Raw genomic sequence first — 16,823 nt, 5'->3', positions numbered from 1 at the left:
GAGTCCTGCTGGGAATTGCCCCTTACAGCCGCTTCGGGCGTAACGCTGACGGCGATTGGCCTGTTCCAGACGGTTAAGGTCGCGAAAGGGCGAGAGGTCACTCCTTGGGGAGCTTTCCGAGCAGTTGCTCGAGCGAGTCGGAGCTGACCGCTTTCGGCGGCGAATAGGGTTCGACGACCGAGGCGACGAGGGAAATGGCGACGACGGCGGCGGCCCCGAAAATCGCCTGCGCTAGAAGCTGCGGCCGCGCGCGCTCGAGATGCGCCACGGCGAGGCTGACCTGAGTGATGAAGGCGATGATGATGACCGCCGCCCATTTCCGGTCGTCCGGATAGGCCGCCGCGACGGCGAGCCGCTGCTCGCGCGCCGAGCGCAGCTTCATGACCGTCTCGATCAGCACGCGCTGAAAGGCCGGCTCGATCTTGGCGCTGCTCGCGACGCGCGTCAGCGTGTTCAGCGCGCTTTCGGCCTCGGGTGATTCTTCGCCATTTTCCATGGCTTTCCATTCGAGGCCCACAACGGCCTCGACATAGTCGCGGATGGCGCGGGGCAGAGCGGCGGCGTCGACGCCGTGGTTATCGCTGAGCGCCCCGAGAGTGACGAGCTGCTCGTGCTCCTGGGCGAGCGCGCGATAAGCCATGCCGTTCACCTCCCAGACGTCATGGGACAAGAAGGTCATGAGCAGCCCGAACAGCGTCGCCGGCACGCCGACGAAGGGCGGTACGACGCCTTTGAGGGTTTGCGCGAAGGGGGTGACGGGCGAGGCGAAGCTGAGCCAGGCCAGAAACAGCGCGAAGGCGCCGAAGGCGCCCGTCAGCGTCAACGCCATGGCCTCCGTCGACTGCGCCATCCAGAGATGAATGATGCCAATGTGTTCGAGCACGCCCGCCCTCCCGCGAATCGCCGATCGCGGCATTTGGGCGCCGAATAGCCGGCGGCGCCAGCGCTTACTCAGATCGGAGCGGGCCAGAGCGGGCCGTCCGGCTCCCATTGCTTGGCGGGGCCGCGGGGCCGCCCCTTGCATCGCGGCGCATCCTCTGCCACATAGGTCGCGGGAGGTTGGCGTTGGACGTTTCACTCGCCAACCGGGTCAGGTCCGGAAGGAAGCAGCCCTAACGAGCTTGAGCGGGTCTTCGTCCAGCCTCCTACTTTCCGACAGGCGCGCAGCGCAGGGCCTCGCCGCTTCTGCCCGCGCCTTTTGTCTTTCTGGCGGCGCGTAACGCATGGACCAGGAGCACGACCAGCCGAGATCATCAGTCGAGGACGCCGGACCGTCGCTGTTCGGCGAGGCGGCGCCTGCGGCCGCCTATCGGGTTCTCGCGCGCAAATACCGGCCCGTGACCTTTGCGGACTTGATCGGCCAGGAGCCGATGGTGCGCACGCTCGAAAACGCCTTCGACCTCGGCCGCATCCATCAGGCCTATCTGCTGACCGGCGTGCGCGGCGTCGGCAAGACCACGACCGCCCGCATTCTCGCCCGCGCGTTCAATTACGAATTGCCGGCGACGGATGGCCGCCCGGCGATCAACCAGCCGACGATCCACATGGATGCGCTGGGGGCGCATTGCCAGGCGATCATCGATTCCCGCCACGTCGACGTCCTGGAAATGGACGCCGCCTCCCATACCGGCATCGACGACGTGCGCGAGATTATCGACAATGCGCGCTACCGGCCGGTCATGGCGCGCACCAAAGTTTATATCATCGACGAAGTGCACATGCTCTCCAAGGCCGCCTTCAACGGCCTGCTGAAGACGCTCGAGGAGCCGCCCGAGCATGTGAAATTCATCTTCGCGACGACGGAAATCGACAAGGTGCCGGTGACGGTGCGCTCGCGCTGCCAGCGTTTCGACCTGCGCCGCATCGACGCCGGCCTGCTCGCGGCGCATTTGCGCAAAATCTGCGAGAGGGAACAGGTCGCGATCGATCCCGACGCGCTCGCCATGATCGCGCGCGCTGCAGAAGGCTCGGTGCGCGATGCGCTGTCGCTCCTCGATCAGGCCATCGCCTATGGCGCGGCGCATAGCGCGAGCGGCGCGATCTCCGCCGACGATCTGCGGCTGATGCTCGGCGTCGCGGACAAGTCGCGCGTCATCGATCTCTTCGAGGCCACGATGGCGGGCGACGTGGCGACGGCGATCGCGCTGCTGGAAGATTTGTACAACGGCGGCGCCGATCCGGCGCAGGCGTTGCTCGAAATGGCGGAGTTCGCCCATCTTGCGACGCGGCTCAAGCTCGCGCCTGAAACCGCGCAATCCGCGGCGCTGACGCCCGAGGAGCAGCGGCGCGGGCGCGACGCCGCCCTGCGCCTGTCGGTCCCGGCCCTGACCCGCGCCTGGCAAATCTTGATGAAGGGCGTCGACGAATTGCGCGGCTCGCAGCGTCCGCTGCAGGCCGCCGATATGGTCCTGGTGCGGCTTGCCTATGCCGCCGATCTGCCGACGCCGGGCGAAGCCTTGAAGCAATTGGGCTTCGGCGCCCAAGGCTCGGCGCCGGCGGCCGCCGCCCCGGCGGGCCCGCCGCGCGGCGGGCCTGTGGCCACCCGCGCCGCGCCGCAGCCGCAGGCGGCAAGCGCCGCGAGGCCGGTTCTGGCGCAGGCCCCGGCAGCGCCGGCGGTCACGATCGCGAGCTTCGACGCCCTCGTCGCCCTGGCCGAGGAGAAGCGCGACATTCGCTTGAAAATCGCGCTCGAATCGGAGGTGCGGCTGGTGCGTTTCGAGCAGGGGCGCATCGAGTTCGAGCTTGCCCCAGGGGGCGCGCGCGATCTCGCCTCGCTGCTGACGCAGAGATTGCAGCTTTGGACCAATGAACGCTGGATGGTGTCGGTCGTCGCCGCGGGCGGCGCGCCGACGCTGAAGGAGACGCGCGAGGCGGAAGAGCGGCGCGTCCGCTCGGGGCTCGAGGCCGACCCGGTGGTGGCGAGCGTGCTCGCACATTTCCCGGGGGCGCAGATCGTGGCGGTGCGCAGCCGCGACGACGCCGCCAGCCAGGCTCCCCGCCTCGCCGAGGAGGCGACCGAAGTGCGCTATGACGAGGCGCCCTATGACGACCTGGCGCCCGAGGAGGATTGAGGAGAAGCACCGATGATGGACTTTATGGGCCTGATGAAACAGGCGCAGCAATTCCAGGCCAAGATGGCCGAAGCGCAGCTCGAACTCGAAAACACCGAGGTCGAGGGCGAGGCCGGCGGCGGCCTCGTGAAAGTCAGGCTCACCGCGAAAGGCGCGTTGAAGGCGATTTCGATCGACCCGAGCCTGGTGAAGCCCGAGGAGAAGGAAATTCTCGAGGACCTTATCGTCACCGCCCATATGCAGGCCCGCACCAAGGCCGACGAGGTCATGGCGGAGAAGATGAAGGCGATGACCGGCGGGCTTCAGCTGCCGGCCGGCTTCAAGCTGCCCTTCTGATTTCCTAATCGCCGCAGGGCTATTGATTTCCTCTCTCCGCTTGCGGGGAGAGGGAGCAGGCGGCGGCCGCACCCGAATTGAAAAATGGCCGAACGCGTCGCGGGTCCTGAAATTGAACGTCTGGTGCAGCTCCTGGCGCGGCTGCCCGGACTCGGGCCGCGTTCGGCGCGCCGGGCCGTGCTGCATCTCATGCGCAAGCGCGAGGAGCTGCTCGCGCCGCTCGCCGACGCCATGCGCGTCGCGCAGGAGCGCATCGTCGCCTGCTCGGTTTGCGGCAATCTCGACACCAGCGATCCCTGCACCATTTGCCGCGACGCAAGGCGGGACGGCTCTATCCTCGTCGTCGTGGAGACGGTCGCGGATTTATGGGCGCTGGAGCGCGCCGGGCTGCTCAATGCGCGCTATCACGTGCTCGGCGGCGTCTTGTCGCCGCTCGACGGCGTCGGGCCGGAGGATCTGTCGATCGCGGCGCTGATCGAGCGCGTGCGCGGCGGCGAGGTTTCCGAGATCGTCCTCGCCGTCAACGCGACCGTCGACGGACAGACGACGGCGCATTATGTCGCCGACCTGCTGGCCCCCTTCGGCGTGAAGGTGACCCGTCTCGCGCATGGCGTTCCGGTCGGCGGCGAACTCGATTATCTCGACGAGGGGACGCTGGCCGCGGCGCTGGCGCGGCGCACGGCCTTCTGATCTCCCTCATCGACTGCAGGCTACTTCGCCGGCGCCTTGGCGGCGACGATCTTGTCGAGATCGGCGACGCTGAGTTCGCCCGTATATTTCTCGCCGTTGACGAAGAAGGTCGGCGTCGAGTTCACCCCGAATTTCTCCGCGGCGCGGGCGCGCACGTCGGTGATCTTTTTATAGAGGTCCTGATCCTTGAGCACCGCCTCGAATTTCTCCTGACCAAGGCCCGCCTGCTTGAGGACATTGGCGAGCCCGTCGAGCGGCTGGTCGACAAAGGCCCAATTCTTCTGCTGGGCGAAGAGAAGGTCGACCATTGCGTCACGCTTTTCGCCCATTTCGCGCGCCAGCATGAAGGCGGCGGTCGCGAGCGGATCGAGGGGGAATTCGCGCAGGATGAATTTCACCTTGCCGGTGTCGATGTAGTTCTTTTTCAGCGTCGGATAGACGTCGCGATGGAAGGCGGCGCAATGGCTGCAGGTCATCGAGGCGTATTCGACGATGGTGACGGGCGCATTGGCGTCGCCTTCGACAATGTCGGGCAGGGCGTTGGGCGCCATCAGCTCCGTCGTCGACACCGAGCCGGAGCCCGCCTTCTCGGCCATGGCGGGCGTGAGGGCGAGAGCGAGCGCGCCGCCAGCGGCGACGGCGATCAGGCGGCGGCGGGTGATCGCGAAAAGCGGTAAGAACATATCAGGCCCATAGCTGGAATAATCGTCGAGCCGAACATAGTCGTTCGGCCCGCGATCGCAAACCCCAAAGGACGCGCAGGCCGGCGCTCAGCGCTTGCCGGTGGGGAGCCCATGCCTGGGTTGGAAAAAGTAATACACGAGCGCGATCGCCGCGAAGACGCCGCCCGCCCAGAAGACGACGTCGCCGATCTGAAGGTCCTGCATGCTGAAACTTGCAAGGCTGATGAGCAGCCCGGCGATGGCGAACCAGAGCGGCGACTGGCTGCGCTCCTCCGCCGGCTTGCGCCGGTCCGGCGTATTGTTGGACATTATTCCCTCCCCGACTCGTTTTTTGGCACGATAACCCGTCGACGGAGCCGAATGAAGGGGAGGCGGTCGAGGCCTCGTGTTCCACGGGAAGTGGGTGTCCGATGTGACCGCGTCAGCCGATCAGCGCGGATTGCAGCCAGAGCGACAGATCCTGCTCGAGCTCTTCCCGGCACTGGTCGAGACCGTGCCGGCACTCGGGATAGATGATCAGCTTCTTGGGCTCCCGGGCGCGCGCGAAAATGCGGCGCGAACAGGTATCGGGAAGAATTTCATCCTCGCCGCCATGGATCAGCAGCAGCGGCTTCGGGCTCAAGGCGCCGACGACGTCCGTTCCAGCCGTCTGGCTGCTGAGCGCGGCGACCCCGATCGCCGACGCGCTGAGCACGCCGGCGTTGATGACGACCGCGCCCCCGAAGGAGTGGCCGACGAGGGCCACGCGGCGCTTGCCGGCGCATTCGAGCCAGGAGAGCCCGAGGAGCGCGTCGGCGACGCAGGCGCGCAAATCGCCCGGGCGCCGATAGTCCAACTCCAAAGAGGCGATGCCCGGCGCTTGGAAGCGGCGCGCCAGGCGCCCGTAGACGCCGCCCGCGGGCCCTCCTATCCCGCCGCCGGCGCCGAATGCCCACAATATCGCCGAGTCGCCTTCCGCCGCGTGAACGCGTCCGCGAACCGAGCCCTCGGCGCCCACGATTTCAATGCGCTCCGATTGCGCGTCGAGCGCCTGCCGACGCACCTTTTCGATTTGAGGCTCTGTCGGCGAAAAAGTCGTGCGGGCGCTCGTGGTCACGGCAGCCTCTGAGAGACCAGGACGGCCCCGGCCAGAAGGAAGAGCGCGGCGCCCGCCAACGCCTTGGGCAAGGAAACGACCGCCTCGTCGCCGGTGTCGCTTTGGCCGAGGGTCGGGGTCATCGAGACGCCGCGCGCCGCCATGTCCCGCTCTTGCTCCGATGGCGGCGCGCCCGCCGCTTCGGCGTCCGTCCCTAGGGGGGCGGCCGCAGGGTCCGGGTTCGCCACCTTGTCCCCCGCGAGGCCTCGATCGATGCGGATCCGCAACGCATCCGAGGTCGGCGCAATTTTCTCGCGCATGTGAGAAGCCTCCAGAACGCATCCAACGCGGCCTCGCGCGTTTCGTTCCTGAGGGGGCGATGGACCCTGGCGCCAATCTCCTTGGTCAGCCGCGCGACATGGCCGGCGGTTGCAGCCTCGCAGCTTGTGAACTTTGTCCGCTGCGGGCCAGGCTCGCCGGGTCTCCTTACAGAAGGAGAGGGCGCCGGGCTCGGCGCCGCATCCGCGCACGGCGACGCTCGAAAGCCCGCCTCACGCGTCACATCTCACTCATGTCGGACATACGCATGAAGGGCGGCGCCGCCTCGCCCACCAAGAGCAGGCCGCCGCTTGTGAGAGACTCGGAGTATAAACCAGTGAATCGGGCCCGCGACGAGTCTCTCATGCAGGCCCAACTCGGAGCAGCCGTTCGGCAGGCGCTGAGGGACACGCTCGCCGCGCCGCTTCCCTTCGAGGTTGCGTTCCTGCTTGATCGTCTCGCAGCGAAGGAGCGAGCCGCGGGCCGCAGCGCGTCGGATGCGCCGCGCGGCTGTCGCCTTTAATCGCCGCAGGCGTAGCTCAACTCGCTCCGGCTGATCTGGTCGGCGACCCAGTGCACGCCTCTGGCCCTGTTTGCTTCGATGAAGGCCGAAGCCCGGTTCAATTCGTCTGCGGACAGCGAGAGATTGCACATAAGCGCGACCTGTCGGCCGATTTCCGCCTTGCGCGCCGCGGGCGTCGGCCGCGACAACACAACGCTGACCGCGACAGCCGGAGAAGGCTTGGCGTCGGCCTCGACGGTGGTCATCGCCGCCGCCGCGCAGCCAGCCAAGAGGATGAGCTTTTTCATTCCAGTTCCAGACCTTGTTCTTTGCCCCTTCGCCCGAAGGCGCAAAACACGCTGTGATTGTGACGATGATGCGGCCGCGCTGAGAAGCGAGCAAAGAAACAGGTTCAAACGTCGTTCTGCGCCGCGGCCCGCGTAACGCGCGCCGGCGAGGCGTCGGCCAGCAGTCGCCGCAAGGCCGGCAGGGTTGCGGGCTTGGTGAGCTCGGCGTCGAAACCCGCCTCGCGCGCCCGCTCTCGAATCTGGTCCGGTCCCCATCCCGTGAGCGCCACGAGCGTCGCCGCCCGTCCTTCGGGCAGGGCGCGGATGCGACGCGCGGTTTCATAGCCGTCGAGTTGCGGCATGCCGAGGTCGAGGAAGATGAGATCGGGCCGGAACTCGGCGGCCGCCGTGGTTCCCTCAGCGCCGCTATAGGCGGCGCGTACCGTGGCGCCGAAGGTCTCGAGCAGCGTCACGAGACTGTCCGCGACGTCGCGTTCGTCGTCGATTACGAGAACGCGGCGCGCACTGGTCTCGTCGAACGCTTCGCGCTTCGTCTCCGCCGTCTTGTCCGACGGCTCGCAGACGCTCAGGGGCAGACGGATCGTGAAGGCGCTTCCCGTGCCGAGGCCGTCGCTTTGCGCTTCGACGGCGCCGCCGTGCAGTTCCGCGATGCGACGCACGAGCGCAAGACCGACGCCGATGCCGCCCTGGGCGCGACCGAGCGTCCGGTCGACCTGCGTGAAGAGATCGAAGACATGCGGCAGCATCTCCTTTGGGATCCCGACGCCATTGTCGCGCACGACGATAACCGCGGCGCCGTCCTTCGCCTCGGCGCTCAGCGTGATCCTCCCGCCCGGGTCAGTGTATTTCGCCGCGTTGTTGAGAAGATTGGCGAAGAGCTGGGCCAGTCGCACCGGGTCGCCGTCGACCATGAGCGGTTCCGGCGGCATGACGATGTCGAGCGTGTGTTTGCCGCATTCAATCGACGGGCGCGCCATGTCCAGCGCATTGCGCAGCGCCTCGGCGATGTCGATGGGCTGTTTCTTGAGCTCGATCTTGCCCCTGGTGATGCGCGACACTTCCAGAAGGTCGTCGACGAGGCGGTTGAGATGCTGGGACTGGCGGTCGGCAATCTCCAGAACGGCGACATCGCGCGCCTTCCACTTCCCTTCCTCCGCATCCCTTTGGAGGACATGCACGGCGTTTCGAATGGGCGACAACGGATTGCGCAGCTCATGCGCGAGCGTCGCCAGAAACTCGTCCTTGCGCCTGTCGGACTCGCGCAATTTTTCCATAAGCTCGGAGCGGCTTCTCTCCGCGCGCACGCGTTCGGTGATGTCCGTGTGGCTGATGACGACCGCCGCGGGCGCGCAATGCGCGCGCGCCGCATGCATCAGGAACCATCGTTCCCGATCCGGCGCGTGGCATGGATACTCCATCGAGAATTCCTCGATATCGCCGCTCGATACGCGCTGTATCCCGTCCAGCGCCTCACGCGCGAAACAGTCGCCTTTCTCGGCTGCGGCGCGGCTCACGTCGAGATAATTCGCGCCGATCTCCACGGAGCCGTCATTGCCGCGGGCGAAACATTCCCAGCGGCTGTTGATCGCAAGAATTGCGCCTCCGGCGTCGATCACCGCGATCTCATGCGGCAGCGAGTCGAGCACGCCGCGCAGGAATTCCTCGCGCTTTCGGATTTTCTCTTCAGCGAGTTGACGGTTGCGCGCCTCGGCGGCCTGCACTTGCGCATCGACCGCCGCCCGGATCGCCCGAGTTCGCGCTTCGGTGAGAACGGAGATGCTGAGCCCAATGGCCGAGAAGGCGATCAGCCGCACGAGATTGTCGCTCGATAACGCCTTGAAGGCGCCCGCGGGCTCCATGAAGAAATAAACGCCTGCGACAGACGAAAGAATCGTTGCGACGAGAGCCGGGCCCGAGCCGGCGAAGGCGGCGACCAGCAGCACCGCGAAGATGAAGGTCACGAAGGGCTGGTTATGCACGACGCCGTCAAGCCGGAACCTGAGCGCCGCCGCGGCGAGGACGGCGAGGAGCGCAAAAAGATAGCGACTTGACCAATACATTTGCGCGAGCGTCTCCTGCTCAGCTTTCAGACGCATTCTGATCGCAGGACTAACTCTCCACTAGAAGCGCGGACGGACATAGGCAAGCTGATGCGCGTCATTTCCGCCGGCAGAAAACGAAACCGGACTATTTTTGCAAACTGCCGCGGGAAGCGAGAAGCATGTTTCAAGCGCTGCGTGCGCGCTGACGCGAAAAGGCCCGGTCCTGACGGGCCGGGCCTTTGTCGTCATCTCTGCAAGAAGGGAAGGGGGGGCGCCCCTTCGCTCAGTAGTTGGCGACAGCCGGAGCTGCTGCGCCCCAGTTGAAATGATAATTCACGCCGGCGCGCACCGTATTGATCTGCGGATGACGATGGTAGCCGACCTGAAAACCGAAAGGACCCGTCGAGCCGCCGCTGTTGAGGTCGGTGTAAAGATACTCCGCCTTCGCCGACCAGTTCGGCAGGAACATCCATTCGACGCCGCCGCCGGCGGTCCAGCCGGTGCGCGTGTTGTTGAAGTTGCCCGCCGAAACGCCGCCATAAGCGAAGCCGCCCGTGCCGTAGGCGAGCAGCGTCGGCGTGATCAGGAAGCCGGCGCGACCGCGGACGGTGCCAAACCAGTTTAACGCGATGCCCGAATTGCCGGCGGGCCACAAGGGCGTGAGATAGGCGCCAGGGATGATCGGATCGGGATAGACGGCGAAGTTGTTGTTGCCGCCCGAGCGCATGCTCGTGCCCTGGAAATCGGTTTCGACGCCCACGACGAAGCTTGGCCCGATCTGGTAATTATAGCCGAGCTGACCGCCGCCCACGACGCCGCCGGCGTTGCTGCCGCCATTGTTGTTGCCCGGCAAGTAGTAAATGCCGCCTGTCGCCGTGCTCACATAAGGCGTCATGGCGGAGGGATTGACGCTGTTGGCGCTCCAGCCGCCGCCGAGGTTGAGACCCGCGTAAAAGCCGGTCCACATCGGGGGCGGCGGCGGCGGGGGCACGAAGGCGGGGGCCGCTTTGCGATACGGCAGGTCGGCCGCGAAGGCGGCGCCGCTGAGCGCGGCGAGGCAGGCCGCCGTGAGAAGACCGATTTTTTTCATTACTGAACCCTTACGCTACTTCGGTTTCGGCGGTTTCAGCCGAAAGCCTTTTTTCACACTGGAGAAAACTTGACCGACGGTCGATCCAATTCGCCCCATAAGGTCAATAATCCGTCAACGGTCTTAAGACTTCGCAAACGGCGGCGCTTCGGCTATCGGCGGCGCCGGGGCGCGCCCCGCTGCCGCGCATAAAAAAGCCCGGCCAGCGGCCGGGCTTCGCGCCTTTAGCGGGCGTTCTTCTGAATGGCCTGCATGAGCGGCGATTTCGGCAGCTTGCTGCAGTAGCGCTCGATCTTCTCGGTGTTGCGCTTCACGTAGCGCGTGTCGATCACCGTGAGGTTCTTCGTCGACATCCAGTAGCCGCGCATCCAATTGCCGATGAAGTTCTTGGTGTCGGGATCGTAGCCCGCGAAGTCCTTGCAGGTAATCTCGGACATGTCGATCGTGACCTGCGCGGAGGCCGGGGCGGCGATCATGAAAGCGCCGGCGACGCCGGCGAGAATGACGTTGCGGATCATGTGGCTTGCCGTCCTCTGCTTACTTCTTCTCAGTGGCGCGCTCGAGGCCCACCATCACCGACGTGTCCTTATTGGACTTGCACCAATCCATCACGCTTGCGACGTTCTTCTGGAACAGGGCCATGTCGATGAAGCTGCGGCCGGCTCTCTGTGAGAAGAAGCCGCTCATGAAGGCGGCGAAGTCCGCCTGATCGTCCGGCGACATGGCGAGCACTTCCCCGCAGGTCACCTTCATCATGTCGATCTTCACCTGCGCCTGCGACAGCGTCGGCGCGAGCGCGCCGGCGAGCGCCAGCGCGACGATAAGTTTTTTCATCTAGCTCTCCTTAGCAATAATCCCCTGGCCGACGTGGAGCGTCGCCGCCGGCTTTCGCCGGCGACACCCCCTGCGACGGCCGCGCGGACAATGGCACAGCTGGGTAGTCAAGTCCAAGCGACGCAAGCAGCAAGCCTATCTGGCTGGCAAGTATGGACGTCGGGGGGAGACTGTCCTAGTTTCAGCCGCGCGGCCGCGTTGCAGACGCCGTTTTCCCTCTCACCCGAGATCAGAATCCATGGAATTCACGCGATTACTCGCCAATCCGCGCCGCATTTGGCTAGGCTTGGGCGGGCTCGCCGTCGCCGCCCTCGTCGCCGTCAAGCTGGCTGCGGGCGCTCAAGAGGGGGCCCCCTCGGCCCCGCCGCCGCCGAGCGTCACAGTAGCCCATCCGCTTTCCGAGACGGTTCCGCGTTGGGACGAATTTACCGGCCGATTCGCCGCCGTGCAGCGCGTGGAAGTGCGCCCGCGCGTCTCCGGCGCGGTCGAAAAGATCCATTTTACCGACGGCCAGATCGTGAAGGCGGGCGATTTGCTCTTCACCATTGATCCGCGCCCCTATCAGATCGCGGTCGACAGCGCCCGCGCCGACGTCGCGCGCATGCAGGCGCAGACCACCATGCTGTCGAGAGACGCCGCACGAGGCGAATCGCTCGTTGGCGGCGGCGCCATCACCCGGCGCGACATGGACCAGCGGCGCGGCGGCTCCGACTCCGCCCGCGCCCAGCTCCTGGGCGCCGAGGCGTCGCTGCACAACGCCGAACTCAATCTCGAATGGACGCAGGTGCGGGCGCCGATCGCGGGCCGCGTCTCCGACCGGCGCATCGACATCGGCAATCTGGTGCAGGCGGGGGCAACCCTGCTCACGACCATCGTGACGCTCGATCCGATCTATTTCGAGTTCGACGTCTCGGAATCGGATTTTCTGCATTACGCGCGCAGCGGCGCGGGCCACCAGAAGGCGGGGCAGACGCCGGCCTACATCAGGCTCGCCGACGAGACCGAGTGGAAGCGCAAGGGGACAATCGACTTTCTGGACAATCAGCTCAACGTCCATTCCGGCACGATCCGCGCCCGCGCGGTGATCCCCAACAAGGATCTGTTCCTCACTCCCGGCGCCTTCGGCCGGGCGCGGCTCAATGGCGGCGACGCGTCGGCGCTGCTCATCCCCGACGCGGCGGTCGCCTCCGACCAGACGAGCAAGGTCGTGATGGCGGTGACGCCGGATCACAAGGTCGTCGCCAAGCCGGTCACGCTCGGGCCCCTGCATAAGGGATTGCGCGTCGTGCTCGCTGGCCTCGACCGCGACGATCTCGTCATCACCGCGGGCCTCGCCAATCCCATGGTGCGGCCGGGCGCGACGGTCGCGCCGAGCGAAGCCGCAATCGTCCCGCTGGGGAATTAGCAAAACACATGCGCTTTCCGCATTTCTTCATCGAACGGCCGATCTTCGCCGCCGTCCTCTCCATGCTGCTCACCATCGCCGGCCTCATCGCCGCGCGGACCTTGCCCGTGTCGGAATATCCCGACATCGCGCCGCCGACGGTGGCGATTACCGCGACCTATCCGGGCGCGTCGGCCGAGGTGATCGCCCAGACCGTCGCCTCGCCGATCGAGCAGGAGGTCAACGGCGTCGACGACATGCTCTATATCGCCTCGCAATCGACAGGCGACGGGCTGTTGACGATCAATGTGGTGTTCAAGACCGGCGTAAATATCGATCTGGCGCAGGTTCTGGTGCAAAACCGGGTGGCGATCGCGACGCCGCGCCTGCCGGAGGAGGTGCAGCGCTTCGGCGTCGTCGTCAAGAAAGCTTCGCCCGATCTGATGATGGTCGTGCATCTGCGCTCGCCCGACGGTTCGCGCACGCAGCAATATATTTCAAATTATGCGACGCTCTATGTGCGCGACGTGCTGGCGCGCCTCGAGGGCGTGGGCGACGTCCGGGTTTTCGGCGCGCGCGACTATTCGATGCGCGTCTGGCTCGACCCCGACAAGATCGCCGCGCGCGGCATGACGGCGGGCGAAGTCGTCATGGCCCTGCGCGCCGCCAATCTGCAGGTCGCGGCGGGCGCCATCAACCAGCCGCCGGCGGCGTCTCCGGGCGCCTTTCAGCTCTCCGTGCGCACGCTCGGGCGCCTCTCCGAGCCCGCCCAATTCGCCGACATTGTGCTGCGCTCCGACGCGGAGGGGCAAGTGCGCCTGCGCGACGTGGCGCGCGTCGAGATCGGCGCGCAGGACTATACGGTCAACGCCTATCTCGATCGCGATCCGGCGACGGCCATCGCGATCTTCCAGAAGCCCGGCTCCAATGCGCTCGCCACCTCCGAGGCGGTGGAGGCGGCGATGGTCGAGGCGAAGAAGCAGTTCCCGGCCGGAATCGACTATTCAATCGTCTACAACCCGACGGAGTTCATCCAGCAATCCGTCGATCAGGTCGTGCGCACGCTCGTCGAGGCGATTCTGCTGGTTGTCGTCGTCGTCATCCTGTTTCTGCAGACCTGGCGCGCCGCCATCATTCCGGTGGCGGCCATTCCGGTCTCGCTCATCGGCAGCTTCGCGGTGATGAAGCTCGTCGGCCTCACCTTCAATACGCTGTCGCTCTTCGGCCTCGTGCTCGCGATCGGCATCGTCGTCGACGACGCGATCGTCGTCGTCGAAAACGTCGAGCGCTATCTCGACCATGGCATGACGCCGAAGGAGGCTGCGCACAAGACGATGGACGAGGTCGGGGGCGCGCTCATCGCCATTGCGCTCGTGCTTTGCGCGGTCTTCATCCCGGTCGCTTATATCACCGGCCTCCAGGGCGCCTTTTATAAGCAGTTCGCCATCACCATCGCCTCGGCGACGCTCATCTCGGCCTTCGTCTCGCTGACGCTGTCGCCGGCGCTCGCCGCCATTCTGCTGAAGCCGAGGGGCGCGGAAAAGGAGCCCGAAGGCCGGCTCCTCACGCTCCTCCACGCCTTTTTCGTGCGGTTCAACGCGCTTTTCGAGAAAATGTCGGAACGCTACGGCGTGCTGACGGCGCGGCTCGTGCGCGTGGGGCTCGCGTCGCTCATCGTCTATGCCGGCCTGATCGGCGTCGCGCTGGAGCTCCTGCGGCGTACGCCGACGGGACTGGTTCCGACGCTCGACCGCGGCTATCTCATCGCCGCCTTCCAATTGCCGCCCGGCGCCTCTCTCGAGCGCACCGACGCCGTCATGCGGCAGGCGAGCGACATGATCCTCCAGCGGCCTGGCGTGCAGTCGAGCGTGGTGTTCACGGGGTTCGACGGCGCCACCTTCACCAACGCCCCGAATTCCGGCGTCATCTTCGTCACGCTGAAATCCTTCGCGGAGCGGCACAAGCAGGGGCTCACGGCGATTGGCATCCGCGACGATTTGCGCACGGCCTTGTCGCCGATCAAGGAAGCTTTCGTCTTCGTGCTGGAGCCGCCCGCCGTCCCCGGCATCGGCACTGGCGGCGGCCTGAAGGGCTATGTGCAGGATCGCGGCGGCATGGGGCTGCCGGCGCTCGAAGGCGCGACATGGGCGCTCGCCGGCCCCGCCATGCATCTGCCCGGCGTGGCGCAGGCCTTCACGCTGTTCAATACGCGCACGCCGCAGATCTTCGCCGACATCGACCGCACCAAGGCGGAGATGATCGGCGTGCCGATCTCGCGCGTCTTCGAGACCATGTCGGTCTATCTCGGCTCCGTCTTCGTCAACGACTTCAATATTCTTGGCCGCACTTACCGGGTCATGGCGCAGGCGGATAATCCGCACCGTCTCACGCTGCGCGACATCTCCGAACTCAAGACGCGCAGCGCAACGGGCGAGATGACGCCGCTCGGCGCCATCGCCAACTTTCAGGACACGACCGGCGCCTTCCGCGTGCCGCGTTACAATCTCTATCCCGCCGCGGAAGTGCAGGTGAATCTCGATCGCGGCGTGTCTTCGGGACAGGGCATCGCGATGATCGAAGCGCTCGCCAAGCAGAGCTTGCCGCAGGGCTTCGGTTTCGAATGGACGGAGATCGCGCTCCAGGAAAAGCTCGCCGGCAATACCGCGGCGCTCGCCTTCGGTCTCGCCGTCGTCTTCGTCTTCCTGCTGCTCGCCGCGCTTTACGAAAGCCTCGTGCTGCCGCTCGCGGTCATTCTTATCGTGCCGATGTGCGTGCTCGCGGCCATGGGCGGCGTCGCATTGCGTGGGTTGGACCGGAACATTCTCGTCGAGATCGGCCTCGTCGTGCTGATCGGCCTCGCCGCCAAGAATGCGATCCTCATCGTCGAATTCGCGCGCCAGGGCGAGGACGAGGGCAAGGACCGCTTCGCGGCGGCGATCGAGGCGGCGCGCACGCGTCTGCGGCCGATCCTGATGACGTCGCTCGCCTTCATCCTCGGCGTGTTGCCGCTCGTCGTGTCGCATGGCGCCGGCGCCGAAATGCGGCAGTCGCTCGGCGTCGCTGTGTTCAGCGGCATGATCGGCGTCACTTTGTTCGGCCTGTTGTTCACGCCGATCTTCTATGTGCTGTCGCGCGCGCTCGCGATGCGGGCGCGGGGGCGCGGGCCTTAGTTCTCGAGAAGCGCGACGGTTCCCTGTCCGCCGTCGGCGCAAATGCTGACGATGGCGCGCGCGCCGGGCCCCATGGCGGCGAGTTCCTTGACCGCCTGGCTGAGAATGCGCGCCCCCGTGGCCGCGAACGGATGGCCGAGCGCAACGCTGCCGCCGTTGGGATTCATGCGTTCGCGCGGGAAGCGTCCGAGGTCCGTATCGATCCCGGCCTTCTCCTTCAAATAGGCGCGATCCTCGAGCGCCTTGATGTGACAAAGGACCTGCGCCGCGAAGGCTTCATGAATTTCCCAGAGCGCGATGTCCTCATAACGCAGGCCGCGCCGCGCCAGGACACGCGGGATCGCGAGCGCCGGGGCCATCAGCAGGCCCTCGTGGAAAATATCGACCGCGGCCATTTCGTAATCGACAAGCTTCGTGCGGGGGACAGAGTCCGGCAGCCGGGCGAGCCCTTCGCGCGTGGCGACCCAAATGGCCGCCGCGCCGTCGGTCAGGGGCGAACTGTTGCCGGCGGTGAGCGTGCCGCGCCCGCTCGTGCGGTCGAAGGCGGGCTCGAGTTTGGAGAGCTTTTCCAGCGAGGAGTCGCGCCGCGGAAAGGCGTCTTTCAACACGCCGTCGAGCGGGATAATCAATTCGTCGAAAAAGCCTGCGTCCTGCGCGGCGACGGCGTTGCGGTGGCTTTGAAGCGCCAGCTCGTCTTGTTCCGCGCGGCCGATCGCCCAATGTTTCGCCATCTCCTCCGTGTGCTCGCCCATGCTGCGGCCAGTGATGCGATTGGCGACCTGCGGCACATGCAGTCTGATGTCTTTGGGGCTCAGCGTTCGAATAAGCTCGAGCCGGTCGCGCCAGCCGCGGCGCGCAAAGCGGCGCAAGAAGACCGACAGCGCCTGGCCGAGCCCGAACTGAATGCGGCTCATGCTCTCGACGCCGCCGACCATGGCGAGCGACGGACCGCCGGCGCGCAACATGCCCGCGGCCTCGAAGACGCCGACCATGCTGGTGCTGCATTGCATGATCGTCGTGAAGGAGGGCGCGTGCGGATCAAGTCCGGCCTCTAACCAGACGTCGCGGGAAAGATTGGCGAAGCCGAGCGTCAGCGCGACGGAGCCCCAGACGCCGAAATCGATTGATCCTCTGGCCTGCGCCTTCATCGCGGCGGCGACAGGCGCAGATAATTCGAGGGCGTTGCGTTCGGCGAAAGCGCCGTCCACGGCGGCGAAAGGCGTTCGCAGCCCGGCCGCCAGCCAGATCTCGTCGGAAAACATCTCGAGCCTCGCTTTCTACTCACGCCCGAATTTGCGCGTCCGAGATCGCCGCGTCGAG

Annotated in this window: 16 protein-coding genes and 1 other RNA gene; 6 read left to right on the top strand and 11 right to left on the bottom strand. The window is 66.1% G+C overall.

Annotated features, from left to right (window positions below):
- Positions 1-97: 97 nt before the first annotated feature.
- On the bottom strand, positions 98-883 hold the full coding sequence (locus RVU70_RS04325) for a hypothetical protein (RefSeq protein ID WP_363349851.1): 786 nt from the start codon (positions 881-883) through the stop codon (positions 98-100).
- Positions 884-1,053: 170 nt separating this feature from the next.
- Between RVU70_RS04325 and ffs the strand changes: the two genes are divergently transcribed.
- The 4 genes from ffs to recR all read left to right on the top strand — a co-directional run bounded on the left by ffs (position 1,054) and on the right by recR (position 4,097).
- Positions 1,054-1,150: signal recognition particle sRNA small type (gene ffs / locus RVU70_RS04320), an RNA gene on the top strand.
- 73 nt (positions 1,151-1,223) lie between these two features.
- Positions 1,224-3,071: a DNA polymerase III subunit gamma/tau gene (locus RVU70_RS04315; protein WP_363349850.1), complete on the top strand. Its 1,848-nt coding sequence runs from the start codon at positions 1,224-1,226 to the stop codon at positions 3,069-3,071.
- Between the two features lie 12 nt (positions 3,072-3,083).
- Positions 3,084-3,407 (top strand): YbaB/EbfC family nucleoid-associated protein, encoded by a 324-nt coding sequence (locus RVU70_RS04310; RefSeq protein ID WP_363349849.1) that lies wholly within the window; start codon positions 3,084-3,086, stop codon positions 3,405-3,407.
- Positions 3,408-3,491: 84 nt separating this feature from the next.
- Positions 3,492-4,097: a recombination mediator RecR gene (gene recR, locus RVU70_RS04305; RefSeq protein WP_363349848.1), complete on the top strand. Its 606-nt coding sequence runs from the start codon at positions 3,492-3,494 to the stop codon at positions 4,095-4,097.
- Between the two features lie 20 nt (positions 4,098-4,117).
- Here recR and RVU70_RS04300 read toward each other — a convergent pair whose 3' ends face one another.
- From RVU70_RS04300 to RVU70_RS04260, 9 genes are all read right to left on the bottom strand, one after another.
- On the bottom strand, positions 4,118-4,780 hold the full coding sequence (locus tag RVU70_RS04300; RefSeq protein WP_363349847.1) for a DsbA family protein: 663 nt from the start codon (positions 4,778-4,780) through the stop codon (positions 4,118-4,120).
- An 87-nt stretch (positions 4,781-4,867) separates the two neighbouring features.
- Entirely contained in the window at positions 4,868-5,089 is a 222-nt protein-coding gene (locus tag RVU70_RS04295) for a hypothetical protein (protein ID WP_363349846.1), read from the bottom strand.
- Between the two features lie 112 nt (positions 5,090-5,201).
- Positions 5,202-5,876 (bottom strand): hypothetical protein, encoded by a 675-nt coding sequence (locus tag RVU70_RS04290; RefSeq protein WP_363349845.1) that lies wholly within the window; start codon positions 5,874-5,876, stop codon positions 5,202-5,204.
- A complete protein-coding gene (locus RVU70_RS04285; protein ID WP_363349844.1) occupies positions 5,873-6,175 on the bottom strand; it encodes a hypothetical protein in 303 nt (100 codons plus the stop codon). Before RVU70_RS04285 ends, RVU70_RS04290 begins: the two co-directional genes overlap by 4 nt.
- A 517-nt stretch (positions 6,176-6,692) precedes the next feature.
- Positions 6,693-6,983, bottom strand: a complete 291-nt coding sequence (locus tag RVU70_RS04280) for a hypothetical protein (RefSeq protein WP_363349843.1) — start codon at positions 6,981-6,983, stop codon at positions 6,693-6,695.
- 104 nt (positions 6,984-7,087) lie between these two features.
- The gene (locus RVU70_RS04275) at positions 7,088-9,079 is read right to left on the bottom strand and encodes an ATP-binding protein (protein ID WP_363349842.1); all 1,992 of its coding nucleotides are present in this window, start codon (positions 9,077-9,079) and stop codon (positions 7,088-7,090) included.
- A 229-nt stretch (positions 9,080-9,308) separates the two neighbouring features.
- Positions 9,309-10,115, bottom strand: coding sequence for an outer membrane beta-barrel protein (locus tag RVU70_RS04270; protein ID WP_363349841.1), 807 nt, complete (start codon positions 10,113-10,115; stop codon positions 9,309-9,311).
- A 224-nt stretch (positions 10,116-10,339) separates the two neighbouring features.
- Entirely contained in the window at positions 10,340-10,633 is a 294-nt protein-coding gene (locus RVU70_RS04265; RefSeq protein ID WP_363349840.1) for an HdeA/HdeB family chaperone, read from the bottom strand.
- A 19-nt stretch (positions 10,634-10,652) separates the two neighbouring features.
- Positions 10,653-10,949, bottom strand: coding sequence for an HdeA/HdeB family chaperone (locus tag RVU70_RS04260; RefSeq protein WP_363349839.1), 297 nt, complete (start codon positions 10,947-10,949; stop codon positions 10,653-10,655).
- 238 nt (positions 10,950-11,187) lie between these two features.
- On the opposite strand from RVU70_RS04260, the gene RVU70_RS04255 reads away from it, so the two are divergent.
- Together RVU70_RS04255 and RVU70_RS04250 are read left to right on the top strand one after the other, a co-directional pair.
- Positions 11,188-12,354, top strand: a complete 1,167-nt coding sequence (locus tag RVU70_RS04255; RefSeq protein ID WP_363349838.1) for an efflux RND transporter periplasmic adaptor subunit — start codon at positions 11,188-11,190, stop codon at positions 12,352-12,354.
- Positions 12,355-12,362: 8 nt separating this feature from the next.
- A complete protein-coding gene (locus tag RVU70_RS04250; protein WP_363349837.1) occupies positions 12,363-15,503 on the top strand; it encodes a multidrug efflux RND transporter permease subunit in 3,141 nt (1,046 codons plus the stop codon).
- Here RVU70_RS04250 and RVU70_RS04245 read toward each other — a convergent pair.
- Entirely contained in the window at positions 15,500-16,765 is a 1,266-nt protein-coding gene (locus RVU70_RS04245; protein ID WP_363349836.1) for an acetyl-CoA C-acyltransferase, read from the bottom strand. The genes RVU70_RS04250 and RVU70_RS04245 overlap by 4 nt on opposite strands.
- Between the last annotated feature and the right edge of the window lie 58 nt (positions 16,766-16,823).

This window comes from Methylocystis echinoides (genome assembly GCF_040687965.1).
GTDB classification, from domain to species: Bacteria; Pseudomonadota; Alphaproteobacteria; order Rhizobiales; family Beijerinckiaceae; genus Methylocystis; species Methylocystis echinoides_A.
Note: the sequence above shows the minus strand (reverse complement) of the source record. Positions and strands in the feature narration are given on the sequence as shown.

What these genes read in the sequence shown, in the direction of transcription:
- RVU70_RS04315 (WP_363349850.1), top strand. Translation starts at nt 1,224, where the DNA reads ATGGACCAGGAGCACGACCAGCCGAGATCATCAGTCGAGGACGCCGGA.
- RVU70_RS04310 (WP_363349849.1), top strand. Translation starts at nt 3,084, where the DNA reads ATGATGGACTTTATGGGCCTGATGAAACAGGCGCAGCAATTCCAGGCC.
- recR (WP_363349848.1), top strand. Translation starts at nt 3,492, where the DNA reads ATGGCCGAACGCGTCGCGGGTCCTGAAATTGAACGTCTGGTGCAGCTC.
- RVU70_RS04300 (WP_363349847.1), bottom strand. Translation starts at nt 4,780, where the DNA reads ATGTTCTTACCGCTTTTCGCGATCACCCGCCGCCGCCTGATCGCCGTC.
- RVU70_RS04295 (WP_363349846.1), bottom strand. Translation starts at nt 5,089, where the DNA reads ATGTCCAACAATACGCCGGACCGGCGCAAGCCGGCGGAGGAGCGCAGC.
- RVU70_RS04285 (WP_363349844.1), bottom strand. Translation starts at nt 6,175, where the DNA reads ATGCGCGAGAAAATTGCGCCGACCTCGGATGCGTTGCGGATCCGCATC.
- RVU70_RS04280 (WP_363349843.1), bottom strand. Translation starts at nt 6,983, where the DNA reads ATGAAAAAGCTCATCCTCTTGGCTGGCTGCGCGGCGGCGGCGATGACC.
- RVU70_RS04275 (WP_363349842.1), bottom strand. Translation starts at nt 9,079, where the DNA reads ATGCGTCTGAAAGCTGAGCAGGAGACGCTCGCGCAAATGTATTGGTCA.
- RVU70_RS04270 (WP_363349841.1), bottom strand. Translation starts at nt 10,115, where the DNA reads ATGAAAAAAATCGGTCTTCTCACGGCGGCCTGCCTCGCCGCGCTCAGC.
- RVU70_RS04265 (WP_363349840.1), bottom strand. Translation starts at nt 10,633, where the DNA reads ATGATCCGCAACGTCATTCTCGCCGGCGTCGCCGGCGCTTTCATGATC.
- RVU70_RS04260 (WP_363349839.1), bottom strand. Translation starts at nt 10,949, where the DNA reads ATGAAAAAACTTATCGTCGCGCTGGCGCTCGCCGGCGCGCTCGCGCCG.
- RVU70_RS04255 (WP_363349838.1), top strand. Translation starts at nt 11,188, where the DNA reads ATGGAATTCACGCGATTACTCGCCAATCCGCGCCGCATTTGGCTAGGC.
- RVU70_RS04250 (WP_363349837.1), top strand. Translation starts at nt 12,363, where the DNA reads ATGCGCTTTCCGCATTTCTTCATCGAACGGCCGATCTTCGCCGCCGTC.
- RVU70_RS04245 (WP_363349836.1), bottom strand. Translation starts at nt 16,765, where the DNA reads ATGTTTTCCGACGAGATCTGGCTGGCGGCCGGGCTGCGAACGCCTTTC.